The organism is Spirulina subsalsa FACHB-351, assembly GCF_026130165.1.
In the GTDB taxonomy this organism is placed as follows: Bacteria; Cyanobacteriota; Cyanobacteriia; order Cyanobacteriales; family Spirulinaceae; genus Spirulina_A; species Spirulina_A subsalsa_A.
Map to the genome: position 1 here is coordinate 13,796 of NZ_JAIHOM010000034.1, position 22,838 is coordinate 36,633.

General features: G+C 46.7%; 21 protein-coding genes. 9 read left to right on the plus strand and 12 right to left on the minus strand.

Annotated elements, in window-relative coordinates; all coding sequences use genetic code 11:
* Positions 1–79: 79 nt before the first annotated feature.
* Positions 80–745 carry a phycobilisome degradation protein NblB gene (nblB, locus tag K4A83_RS08665; protein ID WP_265264092.1) on the plus strand — a complete coding sequence of 222 codons (666 nt, stop codon included), beginning with the start codon at positions 80–82 and terminating at the stop codon, positions 743–745.
* Positions 746–887: 142 nt separating this feature from the next.
* Here nblB and K4A83_RS08670 read toward each other — a convergent pair whose 3' ends face one another.
* From K4A83_RS08670 to K4A83_RS08680, 3 genes are all read right to left on the minus strand, one after another.
* Entirely contained in the window at positions 888–1,784 is an 897-nt protein-coding gene (locus K4A83_RS08670) for a formylglycine-generating enzyme family protein (RefSeq protein ID WP_265264093.1), read from the minus strand.
* Positions 1,785–1,786: 2 nt separating this feature from the next.
* Positions 1,787–3,019: an RNA-guided endonuclease InsQ/TnpB family protein gene (locus K4A83_RS08675; RefSeq protein ID WP_265264094.1), complete on the minus strand. Its 1,233-nt coding sequence runs from the start codon at positions 3,017–3,019 to the stop codon at positions 1,787–1,789.
* 167 nt (positions 3,020–3,186) lie between these two features.
* Positions 3,187–4,029, minus strand: a complete 843-nt coding sequence (locus tag K4A83_RS08680; protein WP_265264095.1) for a hypothetical protein — start codon at positions 4,027–4,029, stop codon at positions 3,187–3,189.
* An 81-nt stretch (positions 4,030–4,110) separates the two neighbouring features.
* On the opposite strand from K4A83_RS08680, the gene K4A83_RS08685 reads away from it, so the two are divergent.
* Positions 4,111–4,809, plus strand: coding sequence for a Crp/Fnr family transcriptional regulator (locus tag K4A83_RS08685; RefSeq protein WP_265264096.1), 699 nt, complete (start codon positions 4,111–4,113; stop codon positions 4,807–4,809).
* Between the two features lie 83 nt (positions 4,810–4,892).
* Positions 4,893–5,606: an HAD family hydrolase gene (locus K4A83_RS08690; RefSeq protein ID WP_265264097.1), complete on the plus strand. Its 714-nt coding sequence runs from the start codon at positions 4,893–4,895 to the stop codon at positions 5,604–5,606.
* On the opposite strand, the gene K4A83_RS08695 is transcribed toward K4A83_RS08690, so the two are convergent.
* Complete coding sequence (locus K4A83_RS08695; RefSeq protein ID WP_265264098.1) at positions 5,603–6,568, minus strand: sensor domain-containing diguanylate cyclase; 966 nt, start codon at positions 6,566–6,568, stop codon at positions 5,603–5,605. The two genes, K4A83_RS08690 and K4A83_RS08695, sit on opposite strands and share 4 nt — an antisense overlap.
* Positions 6,569–6,895: 327 nt before the next feature.
* Between K4A83_RS08695 and K4A83_RS08700 the strand changes: the two genes are divergently transcribed.
* The 5 genes from K4A83_RS08700 to K4A83_RS08720 all read left to right on the plus strand — a co-directional run bounded on the left by K4A83_RS08700 (position 6,896) and on the right by K4A83_RS08720 (position 11,234).
* Entirely contained in the window at positions 6,896–7,780 is an 885-nt protein-coding gene (locus tag K4A83_RS08700; protein WP_321161013.1) for a 4-hydroxybenzoate solanesyltransferase, read from the plus strand.
* A gap of 59 nt (positions 7,781–7,839) precedes the next feature.
* A complete protein-coding gene (locus K4A83_RS08705; RefSeq protein ID WP_265264099.1) occupies positions 7,840–8,148 on the plus strand; it encodes a DUF3593 domain-containing protein in 309 nt (102 codons plus the stop codon).
* Positions 8,149–8,386: 238 nt separating this feature from the next.
* Positions 8,387–9,475 (plus strand): type IV toxin-antitoxin system AbiEi family antitoxin, encoded by a 1,089-nt coding sequence (locus K4A83_RS08710; RefSeq protein ID WP_265264100.1) that lies wholly within the window; start codon positions 8,387–8,389, stop codon positions 9,473–9,475.
* Positions 9,462–10,250, plus strand: a complete 789-nt coding sequence (locus K4A83_RS08715) for a nucleotidyl transferase AbiEii/AbiGii toxin family protein (RefSeq protein WP_265264101.1) — start codon at positions 9,462–9,464, stop codon at positions 10,248–10,250. Before K4A83_RS08710 ends, K4A83_RS08715 begins: the two co-directional genes overlap by 14 nt.
* Before the next feature lie 303 nt (positions 10,251–10,553).
* Entirely contained in the window at positions 10,554–11,234 is a 681-nt protein-coding gene (locus tag K4A83_RS08720; RefSeq protein ID WP_265264102.1) for a Uma2 family endonuclease, read from the plus strand.
* A 133-nt stretch (positions 11,235–11,367) separates the two neighbouring features.
* Here the strand turns inward: K4A83_RS08720 and hpsJ-A are convergent, their stop codons facing one another.
* From hpsJ-A to K4A83_RS08755, 7 genes are all read right to left on the minus strand, one after another.
* A complete protein-coding gene (gene hpsJ-A / locus K4A83_RS08725; RefSeq protein ID WP_265264103.1) occupies positions 11,368–12,156 on the minus strand; it encodes an HpsJ-like protein, cyanoexosortase A-associated in 789 nt (262 codons plus the stop codon).
* A gap of 45 nt (positions 12,157–12,201) precedes the next feature.
* Positions 12,202–12,882, minus strand: coding sequence for a cyanoexosortase A system-associated protein (locus K4A83_RS08730; RefSeq protein WP_265264104.1), 681 nt, complete (start codon positions 12,880–12,882; stop codon positions 12,202–12,204).
* Positions 12,883–12,923: 41 nt separating this feature from the next.
* Complete coding sequence (gene mnmE / locus K4A83_RS08735) at positions 12,924–14,291, minus strand: tRNA uridine-5-carboxymethylaminomethyl(34) synthesis GTPase MnmE (protein WP_407809958.1); 1,368 nt, start codon at positions 14,289–14,291, stop codon at positions 12,924–12,926.
* A gap of 2 nt (positions 14,292–14,293) precedes the next feature.
* Positions 14,294–15,841, minus strand: coding sequence for a serine/threonine protein kinase (locus tag K4A83_RS08740; protein ID WP_265264106.1), 1,548 nt, complete (start codon positions 15,839–15,841; stop codon positions 14,294–14,296).
* Between the two features lie 44 nt (positions 15,842–15,885).
* Positions 15,886–18,696: a CBS domain-containing protein gene (locus K4A83_RS08745; protein ID WP_265264107.1), complete on the minus strand. Its 2,811-nt coding sequence runs from the start codon at positions 18,694–18,696 to the stop codon at positions 15,886–15,888.
* A gap of 87 nt (positions 18,697–18,783) precedes the next feature.
* Positions 18,784–19,860, minus strand: coding sequence for a heat-inducible transcriptional repressor HrcA (gene hrcA, locus K4A83_RS08750; RefSeq protein WP_321161014.1), 1,077 nt, complete (start codon positions 19,858–19,860; stop codon positions 18,784–18,786).
* A 209-nt stretch (positions 19,861–20,069) separates the two neighbouring features.
* Positions 20,070–20,423 carry a rhodanese-like domain-containing protein gene (locus tag K4A83_RS08755; protein ID WP_265264109.1) on the minus strand — a complete coding sequence of 118 codons (354 nt, stop codon included), beginning with the start codon at positions 20,421–20,423 and terminating at the stop codon, positions 20,070–20,072.
* A gap of 195 nt (positions 20,424–20,618) precedes the next feature.
* Here K4A83_RS08755 and K4A83_RS08760 point away from each other — a divergent pair, with 195 nt between their 5' ends.
* Positions 20,619–22,265 carry a DUF3352 domain-containing protein gene (locus K4A83_RS08760; RefSeq protein ID WP_265264110.1) on the plus strand — a complete coding sequence of 549 codons (1,647 nt, stop codon included), beginning with the start codon at positions 20,619–20,621 and terminating at the stop codon, positions 22,263–22,265.
* Positions 22,266–22,427: 162 nt separating this feature from the next.
* Here the strand turns inward: K4A83_RS08760 and K4A83_RS08765 are convergent, their stop codons facing one another.
* Positions 22,428–22,778 carry a hypothetical protein gene (locus K4A83_RS08765; RefSeq protein WP_265264111.1) on the minus strand — a complete coding sequence of 117 codons (351 nt, stop codon included), beginning with the start codon at positions 22,776–22,778 and terminating at the stop codon, positions 22,428–22,430.
* Between the last annotated feature and the right edge of the window lie 60 nt (positions 22,779–22,838).

Here is a 22,838-nt window from a genome sequence, read left to right on the forward strand (position 1 = left end):
CTACTCCCAACGTTAAGCTCCTCTCGTCGCTATAACGGGGGATTCTTTCAAGATAAATTTTTTTGAGCAGAGTAAATTCATGACCATTACGCCGGAATCCGTACAAGCTTTATTAAATTCTGAAGATTATGGCGATCGCTTGAGTGGATTAAATAAACTGCGCCAACTCTCTCCAGACGTGGCTTTTGGTTTAATTAAACCCCTGATTACAGATAGTCACCCTCGGGTGCGCTACTCAGCCGTGAGTCAGATGGATTCCTTGGGGGGGCAGAATCTAGCCGAAACGCTGCCGTTGTTACGGGAACGCTTGCTCACGGATAAGGAATCCGATGTACGCGCTGCGGCGGCTGATGCGATCGCCGCCTTAAAACTAACAGAAGCCTTTGATGACTTGCTCACCGTTTATCAACAGTCAGAAGATGACTGGCTGATTCAATTTAGCATCATTGCCGCTTTAGGCGAAATGGGAGAACCTCGCAGTTTTCCCCTCCTTGAAGAAGCCCTAGCTTCCGATAATAACTTGTTACAAACCGCCGCCATAGGTTCATTGGGCGAATTAGGTGATCCCCGCGCCGTTGCCCTTCTTGCCCCCTTCGTCACTCATGGAGATTGGCAAATCCGCCACCGTTTAGTTCAAGCCTTAAGTCGTTTAGGCACCCCAGAAACTCACGCTTTATTAGCCCAGTTAGCCCAAGATGAGTTCCCCCAAATCGCCCAAGATGCTCAAGCTGCACTCAGTCAATGATTAGGGCTTGCTGAAAAAGTTCGGGAGCAGGGGAGAGGGGGAGCAGGGGAGCAGGGGGGCAGGGGAATTGATAATTGATAATTGACAATTATTACCTATTCCCTATTCCCCATTCCCTATTCCCTATTCCCTATTCCCTACCCTAAAACGCCAGACATACCCGAAAACCGACATCATATAAACTCGCTTGGGCGTTAAACTTCAAACGTGCGCCGGAACGACAGTGAATGGGGCCTTTATTCCAAGAACCGCCTCGCACCACTCGTTTATCCTCTTCGCCTCCGGTGGTGCGTGCTTGTCCATCACTGGGGGCTTCGTTGTAGTCAGGATGCCAGACATCGGCGCACCACTCCCGGACTAAACCGTGCATATCGTACAGTCCAAAGGCGTTGGCGACGCGATAATGACCGACAACGGTGGTTTCTCGGAGGTCTGCCCCTTGGGGACCTTTGCCGTATGCGCCATAACTGCATATTTTGCCGCCATAGTCCCAATCAATGCCGGAGTAGTTGGCGAGTTGGGTGGTTATGGTTTCGCCAAAACAAAAGGGGGTGGTGGTTCCGGCCCGGCAGGCGTATTCCCATTCGGCCTCGCTGGGTAAACGATAGTTGCGTCCGGTGTGTTGGGAGAGTCGCGCACAAAATTCCACGGCCTCCCACCAAGTAATCTGTTCTACGGGGCGATTCCGGCCTTCAAAACAAGCGGGATGGGTGACGAGGGGGCGTTCTACTTGGGGGAAGGTGGCCACGACTCGCCATTGTGCTTGGGTGATGGGGTATTTACTCAGGGCAAAGGGGGTTAATGTAACAGAATGTTGAGGACTTTGGAGGCGATTCCATCCGAGTTCGGTTTGGGGGGTTCCCATGAGAAAGGTTCCCGAGGGGATGGGGCTTAAAAGTAGGGAGACTTTGGCGTTTAAGGGTTCTACCCAATAGGTATGTTGTGGTGTGAGGCGATCGCAAATATTGCCAAAAGCATCCACTTGGACAATTTCAATCGCTTCGGTTTGTTCAGAAAATGAAGATTTGACTACTCCCACCGTTAAGCTCCTCTCGTCGCTATAACGGGGGATTCTTTGTTCACCGAGGCTACTTGCTTAGACAGGATTTCTCCTGAAAAAGTAGAGGTATCCTCTCCCAAAGCGTTTAGGCTATCTTGTAGCCAAGTTCCCGAATGCCCTGCGGTACTTAATCCCAGTTTTAAGATGTTGCGTGCGGCGTTTTCGTCTCTGTCTAACTGACACCCACAAGCACAAATATGGGTTCTTGTGGACAGGGATTTTTTAACTTTTTCCCCACAATTAGAACAGTTTTGGCTAGTCAATTGAGGGGGGACAGCAATAGTTATTTTGCCGTGTTTTTTCCCTAGATACTCCAGCCAAAGACGGAATTGATCCCAGGCAGCATCGTTAATTGATTTAGCTAGACAATGATTTTTCACTAAGTTCTTAATCCTTAAATCTTCATAGGCTATCACATCGTTAGAGTGAACTACGCATCTTGCTAACTTTACAGCAAAATCTTTACGCTGCCTACTTATTTTAAGATGAGCTTTAGCCAATCGCTGTCTAGCCTTCCTTCTGTTAGAAGAGCCTTTCTTTTTCCTAGATAGTTTTCTTTGCAGTTTTTTAAGTTTCTTTTCTCCTTTTCTTAAAAATCTAGGGTTATTAATTTTATGACCATTTTGATCTGCATAGAAATATTGTAAGCCAACATCCAAGCCTATTACACTATTAGCTGGTTCAGTATCTACTGGGATGTCAATCGATAAAATAAACTGACAATAGTAGCCGTCAGCACGACGAATCAACCTAACTCTTTTGATTGATTCAATCGGGTAAAAGTTTAAATCGTAAGTTCCAAGCAGCCTTAATCTACCGATCTGGTTTTTATCCGTAAAAGTGATGGCTTTTCTGGTGTTTAAGTCCAACTTCCATCCGGTAGTTTTATATTCTACAGAACGGCCATTTTTTTTGAACTTAGGAAAGCCTTTTTTCCCCGGGATTTTACGTTTACAATTGTCGTAAAAACGAGAGATAGCTGACCATGCTCTTTCCGCACTAGACTGTCTAGCTTGGGAGTTTAGCTTGTTAGCAAAGTCAAAGTTATGGGCTAGTACACGACAATACTTATTGAGGTCATACTTATTGACCTCTTGGTTATCCATCCAAAAGCGTAAGCACTTATTCTGGACAAACTGAGCCGTGCGTATTGCTTGGTTTATGGCTGTATATTGATGTTTTTTAGCCCTAACTTTAAACTCTAAGACTAACATTTTTGCTAACCTCACTAGCCTAAATATAGTTTAGCACACAGTTTTCTGCTTTGAGAAAAAAGTTGCGAAAATATGGATGCTACGCCTTGTTTATTGGTAGGGGTTTCATCCCATCGTTAACATTCGTGTAACTAAGTCAATTATCAATTCCCTTGTGGAGTCTAGCGTTAGGCTTTTTCAGCAGACCCTAGCATAAGCTGCAATAGGTTTTGAGTCACTTGGATTAACCCTAAGCGCCCTTGACTTAACTGGGGGGTGTGTTGTTGTACCTCTCCCCAAATCCGGCAGGAGCGATGAAACTCAAGAAAGGCTTCACTGAGGGCTAGTCCCAAGTTAGATGAGCCGCCAGAGGGGGGGTAGGTGATTGCATCCATGATCTGAATCTGGGTGGCAATGAGGTTAATCTCGGCTGGGTGTTGGAAGGGTAGCGGGGCAGAATTTACAGTCCAAGGCGGGGGCTGGGGGGCAAGCCATGTCCTGACTTGATCCGGTAAGGGGGGGGATAGCTGAATCAGTTGTTCACTCGCGCCAAGATGGAGTAGGGAGACACAACGGTTATAAGTATATTGAATGGGTATAATGTGAGATTTGTCAAGAGATTTTAAGCGGTAAAGTTTAGAAATTTGTAGCTTTTCGGGGCTGGGGGGAAGATGTAAACATTGGGTCAACCAGGAGGCGATCGCACTTGCTCGAACTTCCCACTCTAATCTCCCCATCTGTACCCGTTTAATGAGAAAATCAGTAGAATCAGGGAAATTACGCAGCAACTGTTGAGCAATTTCCTCGGATTGCTTTCCGTATTTTCCGCTAATTTTTAAGGCAAGTGCCGATTGATAACGCCATTTTCCGAGGACTTGAAGGCAAGGAATATCAGTAATATCCGCAAGAGCAGCTAAATCATTTTCCTCCCGTGATAACTTCAGCAGCACTTGGGTTAAATGCTGATTTAGCCTAAATTTGAAGGAATAGGAGCGATAAAGTGGATCTAATTCCCTAAGCTGACCAGTCACCCTGTTTTAACAACGTTTTAAAAAATACATTTGACCTAAGTATAAACTAGAAAAATGCCTGTTTCAATCCCACAAAGCCCTATGCAATCACTTCCCTCGGCCTCAGAAGTATCTCGTCCCTTCCTGACTTGGCAACGTATTTTAGATTGGGCCCAGTCTCACTATCGCGATCGCACCTTTAGCAAAGACGAACGGATTCCCGCCCGTCCCGGTTTGTTATACTTAGTGCAACGGGGGGCGGTGCGTCTGGTGGGGACGGCTCAAATTAGTGTCCCGTCTCGACGCAAATCAGCCAGCATCTCCACGGAACCCGAAGAGGCCTTTTTGGGCTTTGTGGGAGCGGGTCATCCCTTTGAAATTGTTGCTCAGTCGCCCTTTACCCTCCAAGCTTACGCCCACGTTGAACAAACCTCCGTAATTTGGATGTACTGGCACGACTTAGACAACTGGCCTCATTTTCGCCGAGAAATTCTCGACGCTTTCCGTTACCAACACCAGCGTAAACTGTTGTGGTTAAGTACCCTCGGACAACGGCGGACGATTGACCGTTTACTGGGCTTTTTGACCCTTTTAGTTGAAGAGTATGGAGAACCGAGGGACAATGGATATTGTCTCCCCTATCCCCTCACCCACGCTCAAATCGGTAGCGCCATCGGGTCTACTCGGGTCACAGTAACTCGTCTCATGGGTCGTTTACGGCAACAAAATCTAATCTCCATTGAGGAAGATAATTTGATTTGTTTACCCACCATGCAAACGCCTCAAGATCCCGACGCATAGCTTAAATCAATTACTAATCACTAATTATCAATTATCAATTCTCAATGAATACTTCCCATCCCCTAATTCCTGATTCCTGAATCATGAGTCTTAAAGCGGTTTTACTGGACTTCAACGGCACAATCATTAATGACGAACCCGTTCACGAAGAACTCATTAATGACCTTCTCTTGCAGGAAAACTTACGTCCTTCTCCCCATGACTTCCATGAAATTTGTTTAGGGAGAAGCGATCGCGTTTGTCTCAAAGAAATCCTAGCGCGTCGGGGTCGCGTTGTTTCAGAGGAGTACCTCGACCGTCTCATTGCCCGGAAATCTCAAGCCTATCAAGCCCGCATTGCCACCCTTGACCCCTTACCCATTTATCCAGAAGTTGAGGAATTTTTGCAGCAATTACAAAGGGAGGAATTAATCATTGGCCTAGTGACAGGAGCCCTGCGGAGTGAAGTGGACACGGTATTACAACGGGCTAGTTTAGCCCATTATTTTCAAGTCTTTGTAACAGGGGATGAAGTCACCACCAGTAAACCCGATCCCTATGGTTATCTCCTAGCAGTAGAGCGCTTAAATCGTCTCTTTCCTTACCTCAATATTACCGCCCAAAACTGTCTAGCCATTGAGGACAGTCCGGCCGGAATCACGGCCGCTAAACAGGCGAAAATGCAGGTTGTGGGAATTGCCCATACTTACCCGTTCCATATGTTACAACGCCAGACCAACTGGACAGTGGATCGTTTTTCCGAATTGGAATTAGAACGAGTTAAAGCCGTATTTGCCCCCGTCCCCAAGGGTGGCTAAATGGGCAATTGATCGGTAAGACTACTCGCGAAGACAACGCAATTGCGTCCTTTAAGTTTGGCTCTATAAAGTGATAGATCTGCCGCATCTATTAACTCTTCTATTGAACAGGTTAAAGGCGGTTGTATGCTAGCTCCCCCAATACTAACAGTGAGTTCAAAACGTTGCCAATCAAATTGATTAATTTTAAGTCTTAAAGAGTCAGCCAAGCATAAGGCGTGATGTTCGTTAGTATTCGGTAGAATCAAACAAAATCCGTCGCCACTATATCTCGAAGCTGGATAACAGAAACGACCGAAATTTTGTAAAATTTTTCCAATATGATACAACACATCATCCCCGCATGAAATCCCAAAATGATCATTAACTTTTTTAAAATTATCAATATTAATCATCAGTAAAGATAGAGGAAGACAAAATCTCTCAGCTAGGGAAATTTCGCGTGTTAAGCTACTAAAAAAGTACTGTCTATTTTCAAGCCCTGTCAGTACGTCTCGATAGGGTAATCCATACCGTTCAAGGTAATTATAAATTGGCTCTGGTTTATTTTGATTGATGTCTGTTATATCCACTACCAATTCAATAATCCCCATGACTTTCCCTTCTGAATTGTAGATAGGGGCAGCATATAATTTGGTAGAAAATTTTAGTAAGCTATCTTCTTCTTTAGTTGAAATTTTAGTTTCTATCTTGCCACTCATCAAACATTTTTGAGCAACACATTCAGGACAGGTGTTGGTTCTTTTTTTTAAAACTTCATAGCATTTTTTTCCGATAATATCTTCTCGCTTCTCGAACCCAAGTTTCTGAAGCCAAGGAGGTTTAACGTTAGCATTTCGGATATTAAGTTGGGAGTCTAGGATATGAACATGAGCAGGAATTAGGTTAAAAATGGCCTTTAATTTAGCTTTGGTTAACTCTAGCTCTTTTTGTAGTTCTTCGTAGGTAGGTTTCTGATTCATTGATTTTTCGGAATTAGTTTTAGCTTCTCTGATCTATATTTTATGTTTGTTAAAATCGATACACCATCATTAGTTAGATTTATTAACATCCTCCCACGCTGAATCGAAGATTACAGCCTGGGATTCCCAACTCAACCGCCCAACTTATCCAACCAGCTTTCACTGATTGAACAAAGGTTTAGATGTCCTTGGGCGTTAATTGGGCAGTGTCCCCCCCTACTCATTATTTCCAGTCCTCTGGCCAAAAAATTTAGAAATATTAGCAAAGCTTATTGCCCCAAGGGTTCAATCTGTTATATTGTCCCTAAGCAAACCCTCATGATGGCTATGGTGACATCCTCTCAACCTCCCTCAGAACCAACTTGGTGGACGATTATCCGTTTGTTGCGCTGGGATAAGCCCGCAGGACGATTGATTCTCTTGATTCCGGCGCTGTGGGCCGTCTTTTTAGCGGCTCATGGTTTGCCCCCCTGGCCCTTAGTGGGGGTAATTGTCCTAGGAACCCTCAGCACCAGTGCGTTAGGTTGTGTCGTGAATGACTTGTGGGATCGGGATATTGATCCCCAAGTAGAACGAACCAAAACCCGCCCCCTTGCCTCTCGGGCGCTATCTCTACAGGTGGGTTTTGCCATTAGTGCGATCGCCCTACTTTGTGCCGCAGGATTAGCCTTATACCTCAACCCCCTCAGCTTTGAACTTTGTCTGGCCTCTGTCCCCTTCATCCTCCTTTACCCCTCCGCCAAACGCTTTTTTCCCATCCCTCAATTCGTTCTCGCCCTCGCTTGGGGATTCGCCGTCTTGATCAGTTGGAGTGCCGTGACAGGGAACCTTTCCCTCCCCGCCGGGTTGCTCTGGGGAGCCGTGGTCAGTTGGACATTAGGCTTTGATACCGTCTACGCCATGAGCGATCGCGAAGATGACGCCAAAATTGGCATTAACTCCAGCGCCCTCTTCTTCGGTCAAGCCGCCCCCTTCGCCGTCGGAGTCTTTTTTGCCATCACTGCCGCCTTACTCGCCGATTTAGCCCTTGTAGAAGGCTTACATTGGACATTTTGGCTGGGGTGGAGTGCTGCTTTTCTGGGCTGGCTCTGGCAGTTTAACCAACTGCGACAACCCGCTCCTCCCCGTCCCCTCTATGGCCAAATTTTCCAGCAAAACGTAGGCTTAGGTTTTGTCCTGTTAGGGGGAATGATTGCCGGGTGTTTATTATGACCTACTCCCACACTAATCTGACGGTATAGTATCAGCTTCTCAGTTTTATTAATCCACTCATGCTCTCAAAAGAAACCCTCTTTGCCCTATCCCTATTTCCCTACCTCGGGTTTTTGTGGTTTATGACTCGTTCCGGCAAAACCCCCCGTCTAGCTTTAATTGGCTTTTATGTCCTTTTAATCTTCGTTGCTGTCACCATTCCAGCCGGAATTTATGCCCAAGTCGCCTATCAGGAAAACTTAGCCAATGTAGACTGGTTACATGGGGGCGCAGAAGCCTTTCTTACCCTCTCCAATATTTTAGTGGTGTTAGGTTTTCGTCAGGCGATTATTAACCACAAAAAGAACGTACCCGAGGAAAAACCCTAAAGGTTCTCCTCAGCTACTTGTAAGTTGGGTGAAGCGAAGCGCCCAACCCAACACTCCCATCAAAAGGTAAAGCTTCAACTCCCCAATCAGAAACCGGGTTTTTGTTCAGAAGTGGCAGGACAACAAGGGAATGCAAGAAACCCGGTTTCTAGGTGGCTAGTTGATATGTTTGACACATCGATATCCATGTGCTAGAATCCGCACTAATATTGCTGGAGCTAAGTGGGTAATTATTCCAATGCAACCCAAAAACCCACTCTTTCAAAAATGTCTCGATTATCTTGAATCACTGCCTCATATTGAGGCAATGGTTGAAGAAGAACCATATCTTTCTAGCGAAGCTCTAGCCGATGGAAAGCTAATCATTAAAACATCCAGCAAAAGTGTAAATTATGTCTGTGAGATTAAAACTGGACTGACAAATGATGTCATTGAACAAGTCACTAAATATTTTTATAATTTGGGTAAAAGGTTAAAGCATACCGAAAGACCATTATTGATCACTCGTGGATTGTCTAATGTAGTTTTAGAGCAACTTCTAAAGAAAAATATTGAATTTATAGATGTTGACGGAAATATTTATCTTAACAGTCCAGAAATTTATATCTTGGTTCGCAATCAAGCTTCAAAAGAAAGTGCAAACAAGTCTCTGGAAATCACTGCTGCCGCCTTGCAAGTTATATACGCTTTGCTTCGTAAACCTCACCTTCTTTTAGATGAATCTGGCTTTGGTGAAGAAATTTCTTATATCTCTGGTGTTACCCTAAAAACTGTAAAGAATACCCTTAATAAACTTCAGGAGTTAGATTACATTGCACGTAGGTACGGAAGGTATGAGATTGTTGATTATCTCAAGCTCCTTGAACGTTGGGAGTTGGGATACATTGAGAGATTGCGCGCAAAATTGCTTCTTGGAACTTTTTCGCCTATTGGAAAAGGAGGCTTTCGAGAAGTCGAAGACAAAATCAGAGAATGTACAGATCAATTCAATTACTTAGTAGGTGGTGAACTTGCTGCTTCAGTCATGACTGATTATCTCAGACCTATTAGTGCTACCTTGCATTTGATCAACAACTCTGATAGTCGTCAAATAGCAGTTAAGTTAAAGCTAAAGCCTGACCCAGATGGTGATATTGCATTGCTCCAAACTTTTGGTCATATTGGATATCAGCGATATGAGGGTGGCAAAAATCAACAAAGCCTTGTTCATCCATTATTAATTCATGCAGAGCTAGTTCGAACTGGAAATAGCCGCCTAAAGGAAACCGCCCAACTTATTTACGATCGCTACATTGAGGAGTTAGCACAAAAGTATGATTGGCTCTGAAGAAAAACAAGTCTTGGCTGATTTAGTTGATGTAGTCAGATCGTTGGATCTACCAATGATTTTAGTCGGTGCAGGAGCCAGACTTCTAATATTTGACCAGCAGTTTGGAGCAGGAAGAAGCACAAAAGATTGGGACGTAGCAATTTCTATAGATAGCTGGGAAGTATATCAAGAACTTCGTACATCTTTGACGACTGGTGAGTATCCACGTTTTAAGTCTACAAAAAACTCTCACAAATTTATACACATAGAAACCAATATAGAGGTTGACATAGTTCCATTTGGAGAAATTGGTGAGCCAGATCAAGAAATTACTTGGTCTGACAGTGGTAATTCTATGAATGTTTTAGGTTTTGCTGAAGCTCTCCTATCTGCGAAAACCACTACTATAGATGAACTAGAAATCCAAGTAGTTGATACACCAGCCTTTGTAGTCCTCAAATTATTTGCATGGGGAGATCGTGGAGAACGCACAAACAAAGATTTGGAAGATATTGATTTTATCTTATCGAAATATGAAGATGATGAGCGTGTCTATTCTGAATTATCACAAGAGCTTGTCGATGGAGTAGTTGATTTTCTTGATGCAAACATATATCTGCTTGGACAGGATATTTGCAAAATCCTTCAACAGAAAACTTTGGTTGAATTGAATTTATTATTAAATAAGCTGGTTGAATATCTAGATTATGATGAAGCTGGATCTTTGGGTTATAAATTGAAAGTGTTGCAGCAAGGAATTAGCTCTATCAGCGCCCAAAATCAGTCATTTTAAGACCCGGCGATCCCGACTTTGACGCAAAAATTTAAGCAGCAATTCGGCACAAACTAGAAGCCTCACCTAGTAGCGAGCTAACAACATTTCTGGGTAGATTCATTAGATTTCTACACTTTACTGGACGATGTTTTCATCTGTTGAGTAGCCAAGAAACCCGGTTTTTGACCATTGACGAAAAAATCAGCTAAAATGTGAGGCAACCCTAAGCACAGACTGAGAAGTTTTGAAGGTCTTGCCTACAGAGGGTCTGACACCGATTTAAGGGTGGATTCGAGTTCAACAATTGAGAGGTCTAAATCTATGGTAACTACCCCTCAACCTACACAACCGACAAAGGTCATCTACCCCGATTGTGACGGAAATCCTATGTCCGATAATACTCGCCAGTTTCGTTGGATTGTGGTGATTAAAGAAAACTTGGAGATTCTGTTTGATGATGATCCCAATGTCTTTGTGGCGGGGGATTTACTCTGGTATCCCCAAGAAGGGAATAATAAACTACGTCAAGTGCCTGATGTGATGGTAGCCATTGGAAGGCCTAAAGGCGATCGCGGTTCTTATAAACAATGGGAAGAAGGCAACATCCCCCCCCAAGTCGTGTTTGAAGTTCTCTCCCCCGGAAATCGCCTCAAGGAAATGGCGAAGAAACAAGAGTTTTACGAGTGCTATGGGGTGGAAGAATATTATATTTTTGACCCAGATCGTCTGGATTTTAATGGTTTGGTTCGCAGTCAAAGGGGTTTCCTGGAGACTATCGATCAGCCTGAAAACTGGACGAGTCCCCGTTTAGGGATTCGCTTTGAACTTCAGGATGAACAGTTCACCATCTACCGTCCCGATGGTCAGCGATTCCTCACCCCCACGGAGTTGGCAAAACTCGCGGAACAACAGCGTCAGAGAGCGGAGTCCGCAGAGGCACGGCTGCGGGAATTGGAGGCTCGTTTGCAGGAACTAGAGAGGAAGGACAGGAGCGATTTGTAGGTTAGGTGAAGCGAAGCGCCCAACCCAACACTCCCATCAAAAGGTAAAGCTTCAACTCCCCAATCAGAAACCGGGTTTTTGTTCAGAAGTAGCGGGACAACAGGGGAATGCAAGAAACCCGGTTTCTAGGTGGCTACTTTCTCGCCCAGCGTGTTCCTTGCCACATCATGAGAAATAGCACTGCCGCTAACAAAGAGCCAAGATTCCATTTAACGGAGTTCTTTAATAAAGACAGTCGTTGAGCCGCTTGGAGGCTTTCCGCTTGCTGTTTAATATTTTGTTCAACCTGTGACATGGTATCAGCTAAACGGGCTTTCACTTCGTCGTATTGTTCAGGATTATCTAGGGTGGGGCGGGTAGGTTGATTGGTAATTTGTCCGACTAATTCCTCCAATTCTTGCACGGAATTAACTTGGGTCAATTGTTGTTGAACTTGCTCTACTTGGCTCACCCCTTGAGCGACTCGACTGGTAATTTGTTCGTCCGCTTGTCTCTGAATACGAATGGTATTAAAGACTCCCAAGGGGATGAAGAGGAAGAAGAGTAAGGCTAAACCTAACACTAACCAAGATAATATTTTTAAGAGGGGAATTTCCCACCCGGATCGTACTTTTTTTTCTGCAAAAAAGATGAAGCTAAAACCAATTAAAGGAACGGCTACCCGTTCCACAATGCCGCCAAAGGTTTGAAATTCCCAAGTCGGGTTCATAAAGTTGGGAGGGATCAGCAAATTTATCACATCAAACAGGAGGAAAATCAGTAGACCATACCCGACGGTTCTTAAGAGTTTAATGGACTGAACTTGAGCTAGGGAAAAGTTCCAAATTTCGTCAACTTTTCCACTCATTTCGGCTAAATGTTGATTAGAGTGTTGAGACTCTAAGGGTTGCTCAGGATTGGAGGATTGGGGGGCAGAATTCATATTTTTTTCCTTGACTTATAAGCTAAAATATGCGGCAAAGATGGGTTAGGTGGAGGGGAGATTCCGAAGATGCGATCGCCACCAATCATACCAACCCGTCCAAACCTCCTCGACTCCCTCTAAGGGATTCGCTAGAGGAACGTCGGATGCAGGCATGATGATTAAAGTCCAAAAACACCGAGGATCTCGCAAGGGTTGCTCTCTGGTTAACCAAGCCAACAGCCTTGATCCGTCCAAACCATAGCGATAACCATTTTGCTTGAACTGTAAATGAGTCACGGTGCTATGGCCTCTGGCATTAATACAGGCTGTGAGATAAGTATAATCTGGATTGGCTGTCACGGCATAAAACCCCTGATTAGGATGTTCTCGAATTTCTACAGGTTGAGAAATATTAGCATATTGTTTCATTAATGTTCTGGCATCTTCTTCATTGGTAACAAGGCGCATTTCTACTTGAACCACTCGGTTGTTCTGTTGGTAGTAATACGTCTCGGCTTGGGGGAATAAATCGGGGTCTGACCGTTCCTTAATTTCTAAAGGCTTGGGGAGGGACTTCCAGCTAGGAATGGGGACGTTTTCTGGAAACTCAGGTACTGTTACAACTGCTTGGGGAATGGAGGGGGAGGGTTGAGAAAACAGAATTTTCAGGCAGCTAAACCAGACTCCAGTACAAATAAGGATTAAAAAAGGGAGGCGCATTTTCTGCTCAAAAAATTGGTTCATGGCTTAAGCTAAAAAAGAGTTAGTCACTAGATAAAGCTGGGTTATTTCCCAATACAAAACCGACTAAAAATTTGGTCTAAAACGGACTCGGTAACGCCTTCTCCGGTAATTTCTCCTAGGGCTTGAATGGCACTGCGCAGGTCAATGGTCCAGAAGTCTAGAGGGAGTTGTTCGTTGATGGTTTGTTGCACTTGTTCTAGGGCAATTTTAGCCCGAGTGAGGGCGGCGGCTTGGCGTTGGTTGATGGCAATATCAAGGTTAGTGGCCGTGAGTTGTCCCGTTTTGATGGTGTTTAGGATCGCTTGTTCTAGGTCAGGGATGCCTTGATGGTGGGCGACGGCGGTATAGACGACTTGCTGGATTTCGGGGGGATAGTGGACTTGTTGAGGGGAGGCGAGGTCAATTTTGTTCAGGATGAGGATCAGGGGGCGGTGTTTGACTTGTTGGTAAATTTCGTCATCTTCGGGAGTCCAACCGCTTGGGGTGTCTAGGGTGAAGAGGATCAGGTCGGCGGTTTGGGCGGCTTGACGCGATCGCGCTACCCCAATTTGTTCTACTGTATCAACCGTATGGCGGATTCCGGCGGTGTCTAACACTTGAATGGGAATCCCCCCCACAATCAGGCTTGACTCCACCACATCCCGCGTGGTGCCAGGGAGTTCCGTCACAATAGCGCGATCGCTCCGACTCCAAGCATTGAGTAAACTGGATTTGCCCACATTGGGACGGCCCACAATGGCCACTTTTAAACCACTACGCAGTAATTCCCCTCGGTTAGCTGTGGCTAAAATCTCCTCTACGACCCCTAACGCCCCCTTGAGGTCTTTTTTGACCTGTTCCTCATCTAACGGCGGTAAATCGTCCTCAAAATCGATGCGTGCTTCCACTTCTGCGAGGATATCCAGGCAAATTTTCCGCAAGTGACGGATCGGGTGGGCGAGTTTGCCCTGTAGTCCGGCGAGGGCCAGGCTAGCCGCTTGGGGAGAACGGGCCCCCACCAGATCGGCCACACTTTCAGCTTGGGTGAGGTCAATTCGCCCATTGAGAAAGGCACGCAAGCTAAATTCTCCCGGCCCGGCGAGTCTGGCACCCCCTTCCAGACACAATTGTAGAACTCGTTGCACCGGAATCATGCCCCCGTGACAGTGGAACTCTACCACGTCCTCCCGGGTGAAAGAGCGGGGGGCTTGCATAATCAGTAAGAGAGCCTCATCAACTTGTTCCCCCGTCTCAGGGTGACGGATGGAGCCGTAGAGGATGCGGTGGCTTGCCCAGCGTTGATTGCCCGGGGCGTGGAAGATTCGCCGGGCGAGGGGTAGGGCTTCTTTGCCCGACACCCGCACAATGCCGATGCTTCCCTGTTCCGGGACAATGGCCGTTGCGATCGCCGCGATTGTCTCACCTTGCATCATTAATCCCCAGTTTCTTGTTCTTTAAACTCTCGGGGGGGGAAGGACTGCTCAACGTGCCAGAAGGACGATCCCGCCTCCGTGGGACGATTGAGACGGAGGGACAAACCAAAGCCCGCCCCCGCCGAAGCGGCGATCGCACTGGTCATCAACAAAGCCCCCATCGGAAAGCGGACTGTGAGCTTTGGGCTTCCGGAGCGCGCTTTAACTTTGCGTTTCCCGGTTTTAGTGGGGTGGGTACTGGTTTTGGGTCGTTTTTGGGGAGAAGATACATTGACGGCCAAAGCTCCAGCTTCTAATTCTTCGAGAGCAGCAGGAGATGGGGGGGTTTCTCCGGCAGTTGTTTGTTGACGTTCTACCTCCCGTTGAATTTGTCGTTCAAACTCTAAACGAGCTAAACGTTCAGCTTCCAATCGTTCGGCATCTAAACGAGCTAAACGTTCAGCTTCCACTCGTTCAGCCTCTAAACGAGCTAAACGCTCATTTTCCACTCGTTCAGCCTCTAAACGAGCTAAACGTTCATTTTCCACTCGTTCGGCCTCTAAACGAGCTAAACGCTCATTTTCCAACCGTTCAGCTTCTAAACGAGCTAAACGCTCATTTTCCAATCGTTCAGCTTCTAAACGAGCTAAACGTTCATTTTCCACTCGTTCCGCCTCTAAACGGGCTAAACGTTCATTTTCCAACCGTTCCGCCTGTAATTGTGCATCTAACTGAGCTTGTAGAGCCTGTTGTTCTCGTTCCCAGACCTCTCGCCATAACAAAGACCAATCCGGCACCGTTTGGGGGCGGTCAATAGCAGAGAGAGCCATCCCCCGTAAAATCGTAGCGCGGGTGGGGGAGCTAATCTCCCGGGGGAACTTCTGCCATTTTTCCGGGGGAATATGCCCCAAAATCGGGACCGGTGGGGGAGCATCTCCGGTCAACATAAAATAGAACGTAGCACTAAGGCTATAAATATCCGTCGCCGGGGAACAGGGTTTTTTCGGATTATGTTGTTCTAGGGCAGAATAACCCGGTGCGATTAAGTTAGCGTGAGTTTGGCGAATTTCTGGAGTGAGTTCTGCGGTAAAGCCAAAATCCACCAGTACCACATCATTGGTTTCCCGGCGATAGATAATATTGCGCGGGTTAACATCTAAATGCTTAAGTCCCTTTTGATGCAAGAGATCCAACGCTGAGGCGATTTGATTAATCCATTCTCGGGCTTGGTCTTCTGGGATTCTACCCTGAGCGGCGACATGATCGGCGAGGTTCACCCCAAGGATTCGGTCATAGACAATGTAGGGCTGTCCATCTTCCTCGAAAAACTCCCAAATGCCCGGTAAGTGGGGATGAACACATTGTTTGAGTTGTTGGCACAGCTTGAGAAATCGTTCCCGAAATTGAGGAAATTGGGGATGTTCTTGCAAGCTGGGGGCAAGGGTTTTGATCATGACGGGCTTCCCCGTACCAACTTCGACCGCTTGGTAGGTTAGGCTAAAGATGCCTTGACCAATGGTGGTGTCGAGGCTGTATTTGAAATCGTTATGGGTGGCAGTGGTTGTCATGGTTACAGAATGGGGGAATGGGGAATGGGGAATAGGGTAACTGATTACTGTTTACTGTTCTTGGACAAGGGAAAATATTGCTTTAAAAAGACTTCAGCTTGAGGGCGATCGCCAATGACTCCATCTAAGGTAGCAGAAAGGAGCGTTTCTAGGATTTCTCGGTACAATGGACCGGGCTTATAACCCATTTGTTTTAAATCATGACCATTGAGCGGGGCGCGACGGTGGGATAAATCAATCAGATAGTGCCAGATTTGCCGTCGCACCTGTCGGGGGGTTTTCACGGCTAAAAGGGCTAAGACTGCTAGTGAATAATCCCGCAGAGTCTGGACAATTTGACTCGGGGGGATTTCGCCGTGATTCCCCAAGACTTTGATTAGCCTTTGACGAGCCTCTGGCAACAGTTTCAGCCGTTTGATTCCATCGGCGGAGAGTTCTAAACTTTGGGCGACTTTCCAGCCTTCTGGGGCCGCTAATTCGGCCAGTAGGAGTTCTAAGCGCAGTTGCCAATGGTCTAGTTGGTGTTGGGGGTCAAATCGTTGTAATCCCCGGTCTAACAGGCGAATCTGCCACCAGAGACGAGGGTTTAGCTCTAGGGTGGGATGGAGGCAGCGCAAGGCCCCAAGATCATTGAGTAGTTCTAGGGCAGGTTTCCAGTAGGGGGCTTCTAGGATATATCTTAATTCAGCCTTGAGGCGGGTCGTCAGGGCGGGGGCGGGATTTTGTTGGGAACGAGAACGATCATACACGCCACTGGTGATGGCATAGCGGATATACTGTTCCGTTTGGGCTTCGAGGTGAAAGCCTAGACGCACGGCAAACCGCACAGCCCGGTAGATGCGGGTGGGATCTTCAATGAAGCTGTTGGCATGGAGGACGCGCAAGGTGTGCGATCGCAAATCTAACAAACCGCCAAAAAAGTCCAACAATTCCCCCTCCCTCGGTGAGGTGAGACGAATGGCCAGGGCGTTGATGGTAAAATCCCGGCGGTACAAGTCCTGACGAATAGAACTCGCCTCCACTTCGGGATTGGCGGCCGGGTAGGGATAAAATTCTGTTCGCGCTGTGGCAATATCGACGGCTAAGGAACTAAAAGTAGGATCTTTATGCCACAACAGGGCGGCCGTTTGGAAAGCCCCATGCACTTCTAGGCGGGCTTGGGGATACTGTTCTTGTACCGCTTTGGCTAATTCTACCCCGGCTCCGGTTTGGGCGGTACGGTGGAAGCCATCCACTACTAGGTCGATGTCTTGGAGGAGGGTGGGGGAAGGTTTTAGGGGGGCAAGACTTGCGCCCTCATGGGAGGCTGTTTCTGTTCCCCTCCCTTTTTGGGCATCTTGCTGCATGATTAAATCCCGCACAGCCCCCCCCACTAGATACAAATGCCAGCCCCGTTGTTCGGCCTGTTGGCTCACTTGTTCTAAAAATTGCCAAATTCCCGCCGGAATCAGGTCTTGAGGTTTAGGAATCAAGCAACTCGCCCAACGGTGCCGTTTCCCGTTGCTGGACCGATTGCCCATTTCCCCCATGCCCCAATTTTCCCCTTGACGGACTCTCAGCACATCCGTTCTGGTCACAATTCCCACCAGATGACCTTGTTCAATCACAGGTAAACGCCCCACATCATAGGTCACCATCAGGGACTCAATTTCCGGCATGGTGGTTTCTGGGGTGATGGTTTTTAGGGTGTCCGTTTGGCTCATATAGCCCTTAACGGGGGCGTGTTGAAAACCATGATGAAGGGCTAAATCTAAATCTCGACGGCAAATAATGCCGACTAATTGGTCATTTTCATTGACCACCGATAGGCCCGAATGACCATAACGCAGGAGAATCCGTTGAGCTTCGGCGATGGTAATGTGGGGGCGAATGGTCCGCACGGGGGAGGACATGATATCCCGTGCTGTGAGGGGGTGGGGCAGTTGATCAATCAGTTGGTTGACAAACTCTTGTAAGGTGTCGCTGGCGTTCACATTTTTGAGGGTGGCCGATGTCGCTTGGGCATGGCCGCCCCCTCCTACAGCCTGAAAGAGGGGGAGGAGGGTGGTGTTGGGAATGCGCGATCGCCCAATCACCGTTAAACGACTCCCACTTTCCGCGCTGCGTTGATACTGCACCCCAAAAAATAGGGCATCGGCTTCCGTTAAATCCATCAGGCGTTCTGCAATACTCGATAAGCCCGGGACAAAGCCCTCCGTATCTAAACAAACCCAAGTTATGGTATAGCTCTGTACTTTAGCGCGCTCTAAGCCCTCTAGGGCAGCCGAGAGCAGCTTTTGCAGGCGGGGGGTGAGTCCGGGGTCGATATAGTCCCGAATGCCCTGTAAATCGGCTCCCTGCTCCATTAACCAAGCTAAAGCCCGCACATCTCGGGGGGTAGTTTGATCAAACGTCAGGGAGCCGGTGTCTACATGAATTCCCAGGGCCATCACTGTCGCTTCGGGGAAGGTCAGAGACACCCCAGCGTCTTGCAGTTTCTCCACAATCAACGTTGTTGTTGCCCCAACATTCTCCACCTGTCGAAAGGTAGCGGGAATGTCACTCTTGCTGTCCCAATGGTGATCATAGACCTCAATGGCTTCGAGCTGGGGCAAATCTAACCAGGCGGCGCTTTTGCCGAGGCGATCGCGCTGTTGGGTATCCACCACCATAATCCGTTTCAGTCGTTGGGGGGTGACGCTGCGCTGTTCAATTAACAGCAACTCATCCCGATACAAGGCCAGAAAGTTTTTCACCCCCGGATGAGCGCCCCCCGTTAATACTAACTTCGCCCCTGCCCGTAACCGCGTCAAGCCTACAGCCGCGCCTAACGCATCAAAATCAACGGTTTGGTGACAGAGAATGATCTGATACATTTACGCGACATTTATCCGGCGATTGAATGTTTAACCAAAAGGCTGGCCCATTGCCTTTTCCCAACTAGCAGACCTTTTCAGCAAGCCCTAACTTAAGGCCTCAGATAAAGAATAAGCGGCCGCTTCTACTAATGTAATGGCATTTTCATATAACATCCGCGTTGGACCAATTAATCCAATACTGCCCACGGGAATATCCCCTTGTTTATAATTAGCAGAAATAACGGTGCAAATGGTCAACGGTTCCAGGGGATTTTCTGACCCAATTCGGACGGAAACGCGGGGAGATTTTTCATCCAAATCAGGGTACTCAAAAATCAGAGGAAACAGTTGCTCTTGTTCTTCCTCTAGTAAATGGAGCAACATTTGCACCTGTTGCACTTCAGAAAATTCTGGCTGACGAAGAGCTTCTGAAATACCCCGAATAACAATGGGTGTACAATCGGTTGATTGATTCTCTCTCGCCAAAACCTTCAGAATATCCTGCATAAATTCGGTGTACTTTTTGAACTCTTGATCTAACTCTCCCCAGTTTAAGTGATTTAAGGTGGCTAAAGATTTTCCCTTGAGTTTACTATTAAGGAAGTTCGACAATAGTTCTAATTCACTTTCTAAGTCTTCCCGGTTATCGCTGTTATAATCCCGTTGGGGTAAATCAATCAGTAAGGATTGGGTATAATAGCCATCGGTCACAACTAACAGCATGACCTGTTTTTCATTAACCGGAATGAGTTGTAGATGGCGCAATTGATTTTGGGAGTTTTGGGGCAAGGTAATTAAGGCAATATGCCCGCTTAAACTGGCTAAAATTTGCGCAGCCCGTTTTAAAAGAGTTTCAATATTGTAAGCTTCCCAGTTTAATTTTTGATGATATAAGTTTAACAGATGATTATTCCAAGATTCATCAAGGCTCATCAAATTATCTACATAAATCCGATAGCCTGAATCGGAGGGGATGCGTCCGGCGGAAGTATGGGGTTGATATAATAAACCTGCTTTTTCTAACCGTCCCATTGCATTCCGAATGGTAGCAGAACTCACTTGTAAGCCATATTCTTGAGCAATAGTTCGTGAGCCAACAGGTTCGGCTGTCGCGATATAATGGCGGATGGTCGCCCAAAGAATATGCTGGTGACGGTCACTCAATTTTAATTGGGGAGACATCATGGAAAAATTGTGTTTTTTATTAAAGGTTTTTTCAACAGTGAATAGTAAGAGATGGGGGGGTGGGGGAATTGACAATTGATAATTGGGAATTGATAATTGGGAATTCCCTTGTTAAGTCTAGCGTTTGGTTTTTTCAGTCAATCCTACCTATTCCCTGACCTTGACCAAAGGACATTCATGCTCAACTTGTCAAGATTACCGATTTCCTAATATTGAGGAATAGACGGATCCACTAAATGGGAATACTCGTGGATTCCTCCTCGGACATTTTTAACATTTGTAAAACCCTGACTCCGTAGCCATTGGCACATTTGCTGGGAACGAATTCCATGATGACATATTACAAGGGTTTCAGCATCGGGGTTAAAACGGGTTGTAATGTCCTTTGACCAATATTCGTATTCACTGAGGGGGAGGATGGTAAAACCGGGAATTTGTGCGATCGCCACTTCTTGAGATTCCCGCACATCAATCAGTTGTAAGTCTTCTCCTGCCTCAGCCATACGTTGCGCTAAAGTATCCGGGGAAATTTGCGGGATCGGATCTTGAGGATTATTCATGGGTCACAAAATAAGTTTAAATGTATTAATCGGGGAAACCAAAGATTCAGTTGATGACTGTCACCAACACCTGAAATAATAATGTGTAACCAAGCGATGGAGGTATTGTAACAACTCCCCTCTGTTCTTTCCTCGCTTAACATCGCGTAGACTAGATACTGGATTTTGCCCAATTTTTACGAGACAGTCTCGATCATGACGCTCCGTTCCTTTTTCCTCACCCTGTTAGTTGCTGCCCTCCTCTTCCTCTCTTTGGCCGGAGGGGGAGTATATTGGGTACTAGCCCAAAGTCCCCTAACCTTAAAGGATGGGGGAGTTCAGGAAACGCCCTCGGCCGCTATGTTTGTCCCCCGACAAGCTCCAGCCATGTTATCTTTACTGGTCAATCCCGACCGTTTAGAGGCCCTGCTTCAGTTGGGGACTCCAGTGGGGGAACGGAAACAGTCACGACGGGAGCTAGATGAGATTAAAGCGGGACTGTTGAGCAAAACGGGGTTAAAGTATCGCAAGGACGTTGAACCTTGGTTAGGGGAAGAAATCACCGTCGCGGTGACGAGTTTGGACTATGACCGCAACGGGGAAAATGGTCAACAACCGGGTTATTTATTGGTCGCTTCAGCTAAAGATGGGGAATATGCCCGAGAATTCTTACAGGTGTTTTATGCCAAAAGTGCGATCGCCGGAGAATCGGATCTCGTCTTTGAACAGTACAAGGGCGTTAATGTTATCTATCGTCGTCTACGGGAAACCGGGGAACCCTCCCTGGCCAGTGCGGTGGTAGGCGATCGCTATGTATTATTTGCCAATCATCCCAAAGTCCTACGGGATGCCCTCAACAACGTCCAAGTTCCTAACCTCAATTTAGCCAATGCCGAGGTTTATCAACAAGCCCTAGACACCCTCACAGCGCCCCGGATTGGGATGGCCTATGTGAACTTGTTGGCCTTAGCCAAAAATGCCGAAATTGACCCCAGCGAACCCGTTCCCACCCTCACCTTGGGCTTTACCGTCAGTCCTCAAGGTTTAGTGGCCGAAAGTGCCATTTCCGGTCTGGTGAAACCCCCCGCCCTCACCACCGCCTTAAACGCTCCTGTGGGCGCGTTGAACTATCTCCCACCCCGTACCCTATTAACCGCTTCTGGCGTGGATTTAGAGGGCTTCTGGGGGCAAATCCGGCAGGGTTTCGGGGAGGATAGTCCTGTGGCTGGGTTATTTGAACAAGCTCTGAATAATTTACAAGCACCTTGGGGGGTAGACTTACCCCAAGATATCTTTAGCTGGGTTAGGGGAGAGTATGCTTTATCCTTACTGCCCACTAGCTTAACCCAACCCGATTGGGTCTTTGTGGCGGAAAAAAACACCCCAGAAGCAGAACAGGCCATTGACCACCTCGACGAATTGGCCGAGTCCCAGAATTTGAGTTTAGGCAAAGTCACCGTCGGGGAGCGTCCTGTCACAGTCTGGACGGCCTTAGAGGCCAGTGGGGGACGCTTAAATGCTCAAGTGAAGGGGGTACATGGTACCGTGGGCAATTATGAGGTGCTGGCCAGTTCCTTGGAGGCGATGACACAGGTTCTCAGTGCGAATAATACGCCTTTAGTGAAGACCAATGTGTTTAAGGAGGCGATCGCACCCCTTCCCCTACCCAACTACGGGTATTTCTATATAGACTGGGCCAAAAGTAAACCCCTCTTGACCCAAAAAGTCCCCGTCGTCAAAGTTCTAGAATTAGTCGGACAGCCCCTATTAGATCATCTCCGTTCCTTCACCCTCACCAGTCAAGGCCGACAAAACGAGGTCAGTCGTGCCACGATTTTCTTTAAATTAGGGCTGAAAAAATGACGGAGATAGTGAATCGCTGAACTCAGTTATCTTTAGTTCAAATCCTAATCTGTGATAGTCCACTTGTTTAGATGATCTGTTCCCCGTTTCCTCAAACCAGAGACTTTGTAGCTCACCAACATAGGAATTTGTATATTGTCATAACTTCCATTAATTCAATGTTCATGTTTGATGTTCGATGTTCGATTTCAAATTGATCTCAGCACCTCCTGTAAGAGTTTCTGATTCATCTGTTTTCTTATCATCATTAAGTTCAGCTAAAAACCATTCTAAAAACTCCTGATACTTGGCTTCATTCTCAAAATGCCATTCAGTTGTATTAGTTTCATTAGAGGCAGAAGTAAAGTGATACTCAGGATAGAATTGTAGGTTGGGTGGAATGAAATGTAACCCAACATTTTTCAAGTTGGTATTGCCATGATGTGGCCTCATATTCGCCCGGTTGTTGGGTTGCGCTGGCGCTTCACCCAACCTACGGATTGCTACTATTGTTGGGTTGCGCTGGCGCTTCACCCAACCTACGGAGCGCGAAATAATTAGCAATTATCAATTATTTTGTTGGGTTGCGCTGGC

What these genes read in the sequence shown, in the direction of transcription:
- nblB (WP_265264092.1), top strand. Translation starts at nt 80, where the DNA reads ATGACCATTACGCCGGAATCCGTACAAGCTTTATTAAATTCTGAAGAT.
- K4A83_RS08675 (WP_265264094.1), bottom strand. Translation starts at nt 3,019, where the DNA reads ATGTTAGTCTTAGAGTTTAAAGTTAGGGCTAAAAAACATCAATATACA.
- K4A83_RS08685 (WP_265264096.1), top strand. Translation starts at nt 4,111, where the DNA reads ATGCAATCACTTCCCTCGGCCTCAGAAGTATCTCGTCCCTTCCTGACT.
- K4A83_RS08690 (WP_265264097.1), top strand. Translation starts at nt 4,893, where the DNA reads ATGAGTCTTAAAGCGGTTTTACTGGACTTCAACGGCACAATCATTAAT.
- K4A83_RS08695 (WP_265264098.1), bottom strand. Translation starts at nt 6,568, where the DNA reads ATGAATCAGAAACCTACCTACGAAGAACTACAAAAAGAGCTAGAGTTA.
- K4A83_RS08700 (WP_321161013.1), top strand. Translation starts at nt 6,896, where the DNA reads ATGGTGACATCCTCTCAACCTCCCTCAGAACCAACTTGGTGGACGATT.
- K4A83_RS08705 (WP_265264099.1), top strand. Translation starts at nt 7,840, where the DNA reads ATGCTCTCAAAAGAAACCCTCTTTGCCCTATCCCTATTTCCCTACCTC.
- K4A83_RS08710 (WP_265264100.1), top strand. Translation starts at nt 8,387, where the DNA reads ATGCAACCCAAAAACCCACTCTTTCAAAAATGTCTCGATTATCTTGAA.
- K4A83_RS08715 (WP_265264101.1), top strand. Translation starts at nt 9,462, where the DNA reads ATGATTGGCTCTGAAGAAAAACAAGTCTTGGCTGATTTAGTTGATGTA.
- K4A83_RS08720 (WP_265264102.1), top strand. Translation starts at nt 10,554, where the DNA reads ATGGTAACTACCCCTCAACCTACACAACCGACAAAGGTCATCTACCCC.
- hpsJ-A (WP_265264103.1), bottom strand. Translation starts at nt 12,156, where the DNA reads ATGAATTCTGCCCCCCAATCCTCCAATCCTGAGCAACCCTTAGAGTCT.
- K4A83_RS08730 (WP_265264104.1), bottom strand. Translation starts at nt 12,882, where the DNA reads ATGAACCAATTTTTTGAGCAGAAAATGCGCCTCCCTTTTTTAATCCTT.
- mnmE (WP_407809958.1), bottom strand. Translation starts at nt 14,291, where the DNA reads ATGCAAGGTGAGACAATCGCGGCGATCGCAACGGCCATTGTCCCGGAA.
- K4A83_RS08740 (WP_265264106.1), bottom strand. Translation starts at nt 15,841, where the DNA reads ATGACAACCACTGCCACCCATAACGATTTCAAATACAGCCTCGACACC.
- K4A83_RS08745 (WP_265264107.1), bottom strand. Translation starts at nt 18,696, where the DNA reads ATGTATCAGATCATTCTCTGTCACCAAACCGTTGATTTTGATGCGTTA.
- hrcA (WP_321161014.1), bottom strand. Translation starts at nt 19,860, where the DNA reads ATGTCTCCCCAATTAAAATTGAGTGACCGTCACCAGCATATTCTTTGG.
- K4A83_RS08755 (WP_265264109.1), bottom strand. Translation starts at nt 20,423, where the DNA reads ATGAATAATCCTCAAGATCCGATCCCGCAAATTTCCCCGGATACTTTA.
- K4A83_RS08760 (WP_265264110.1), top strand. Translation starts at nt 20,619, where the DNA reads ATGACGCTCCGTTCCTTTTTCCTCACCCTGTTAGTTGCTGCCCTCCTC.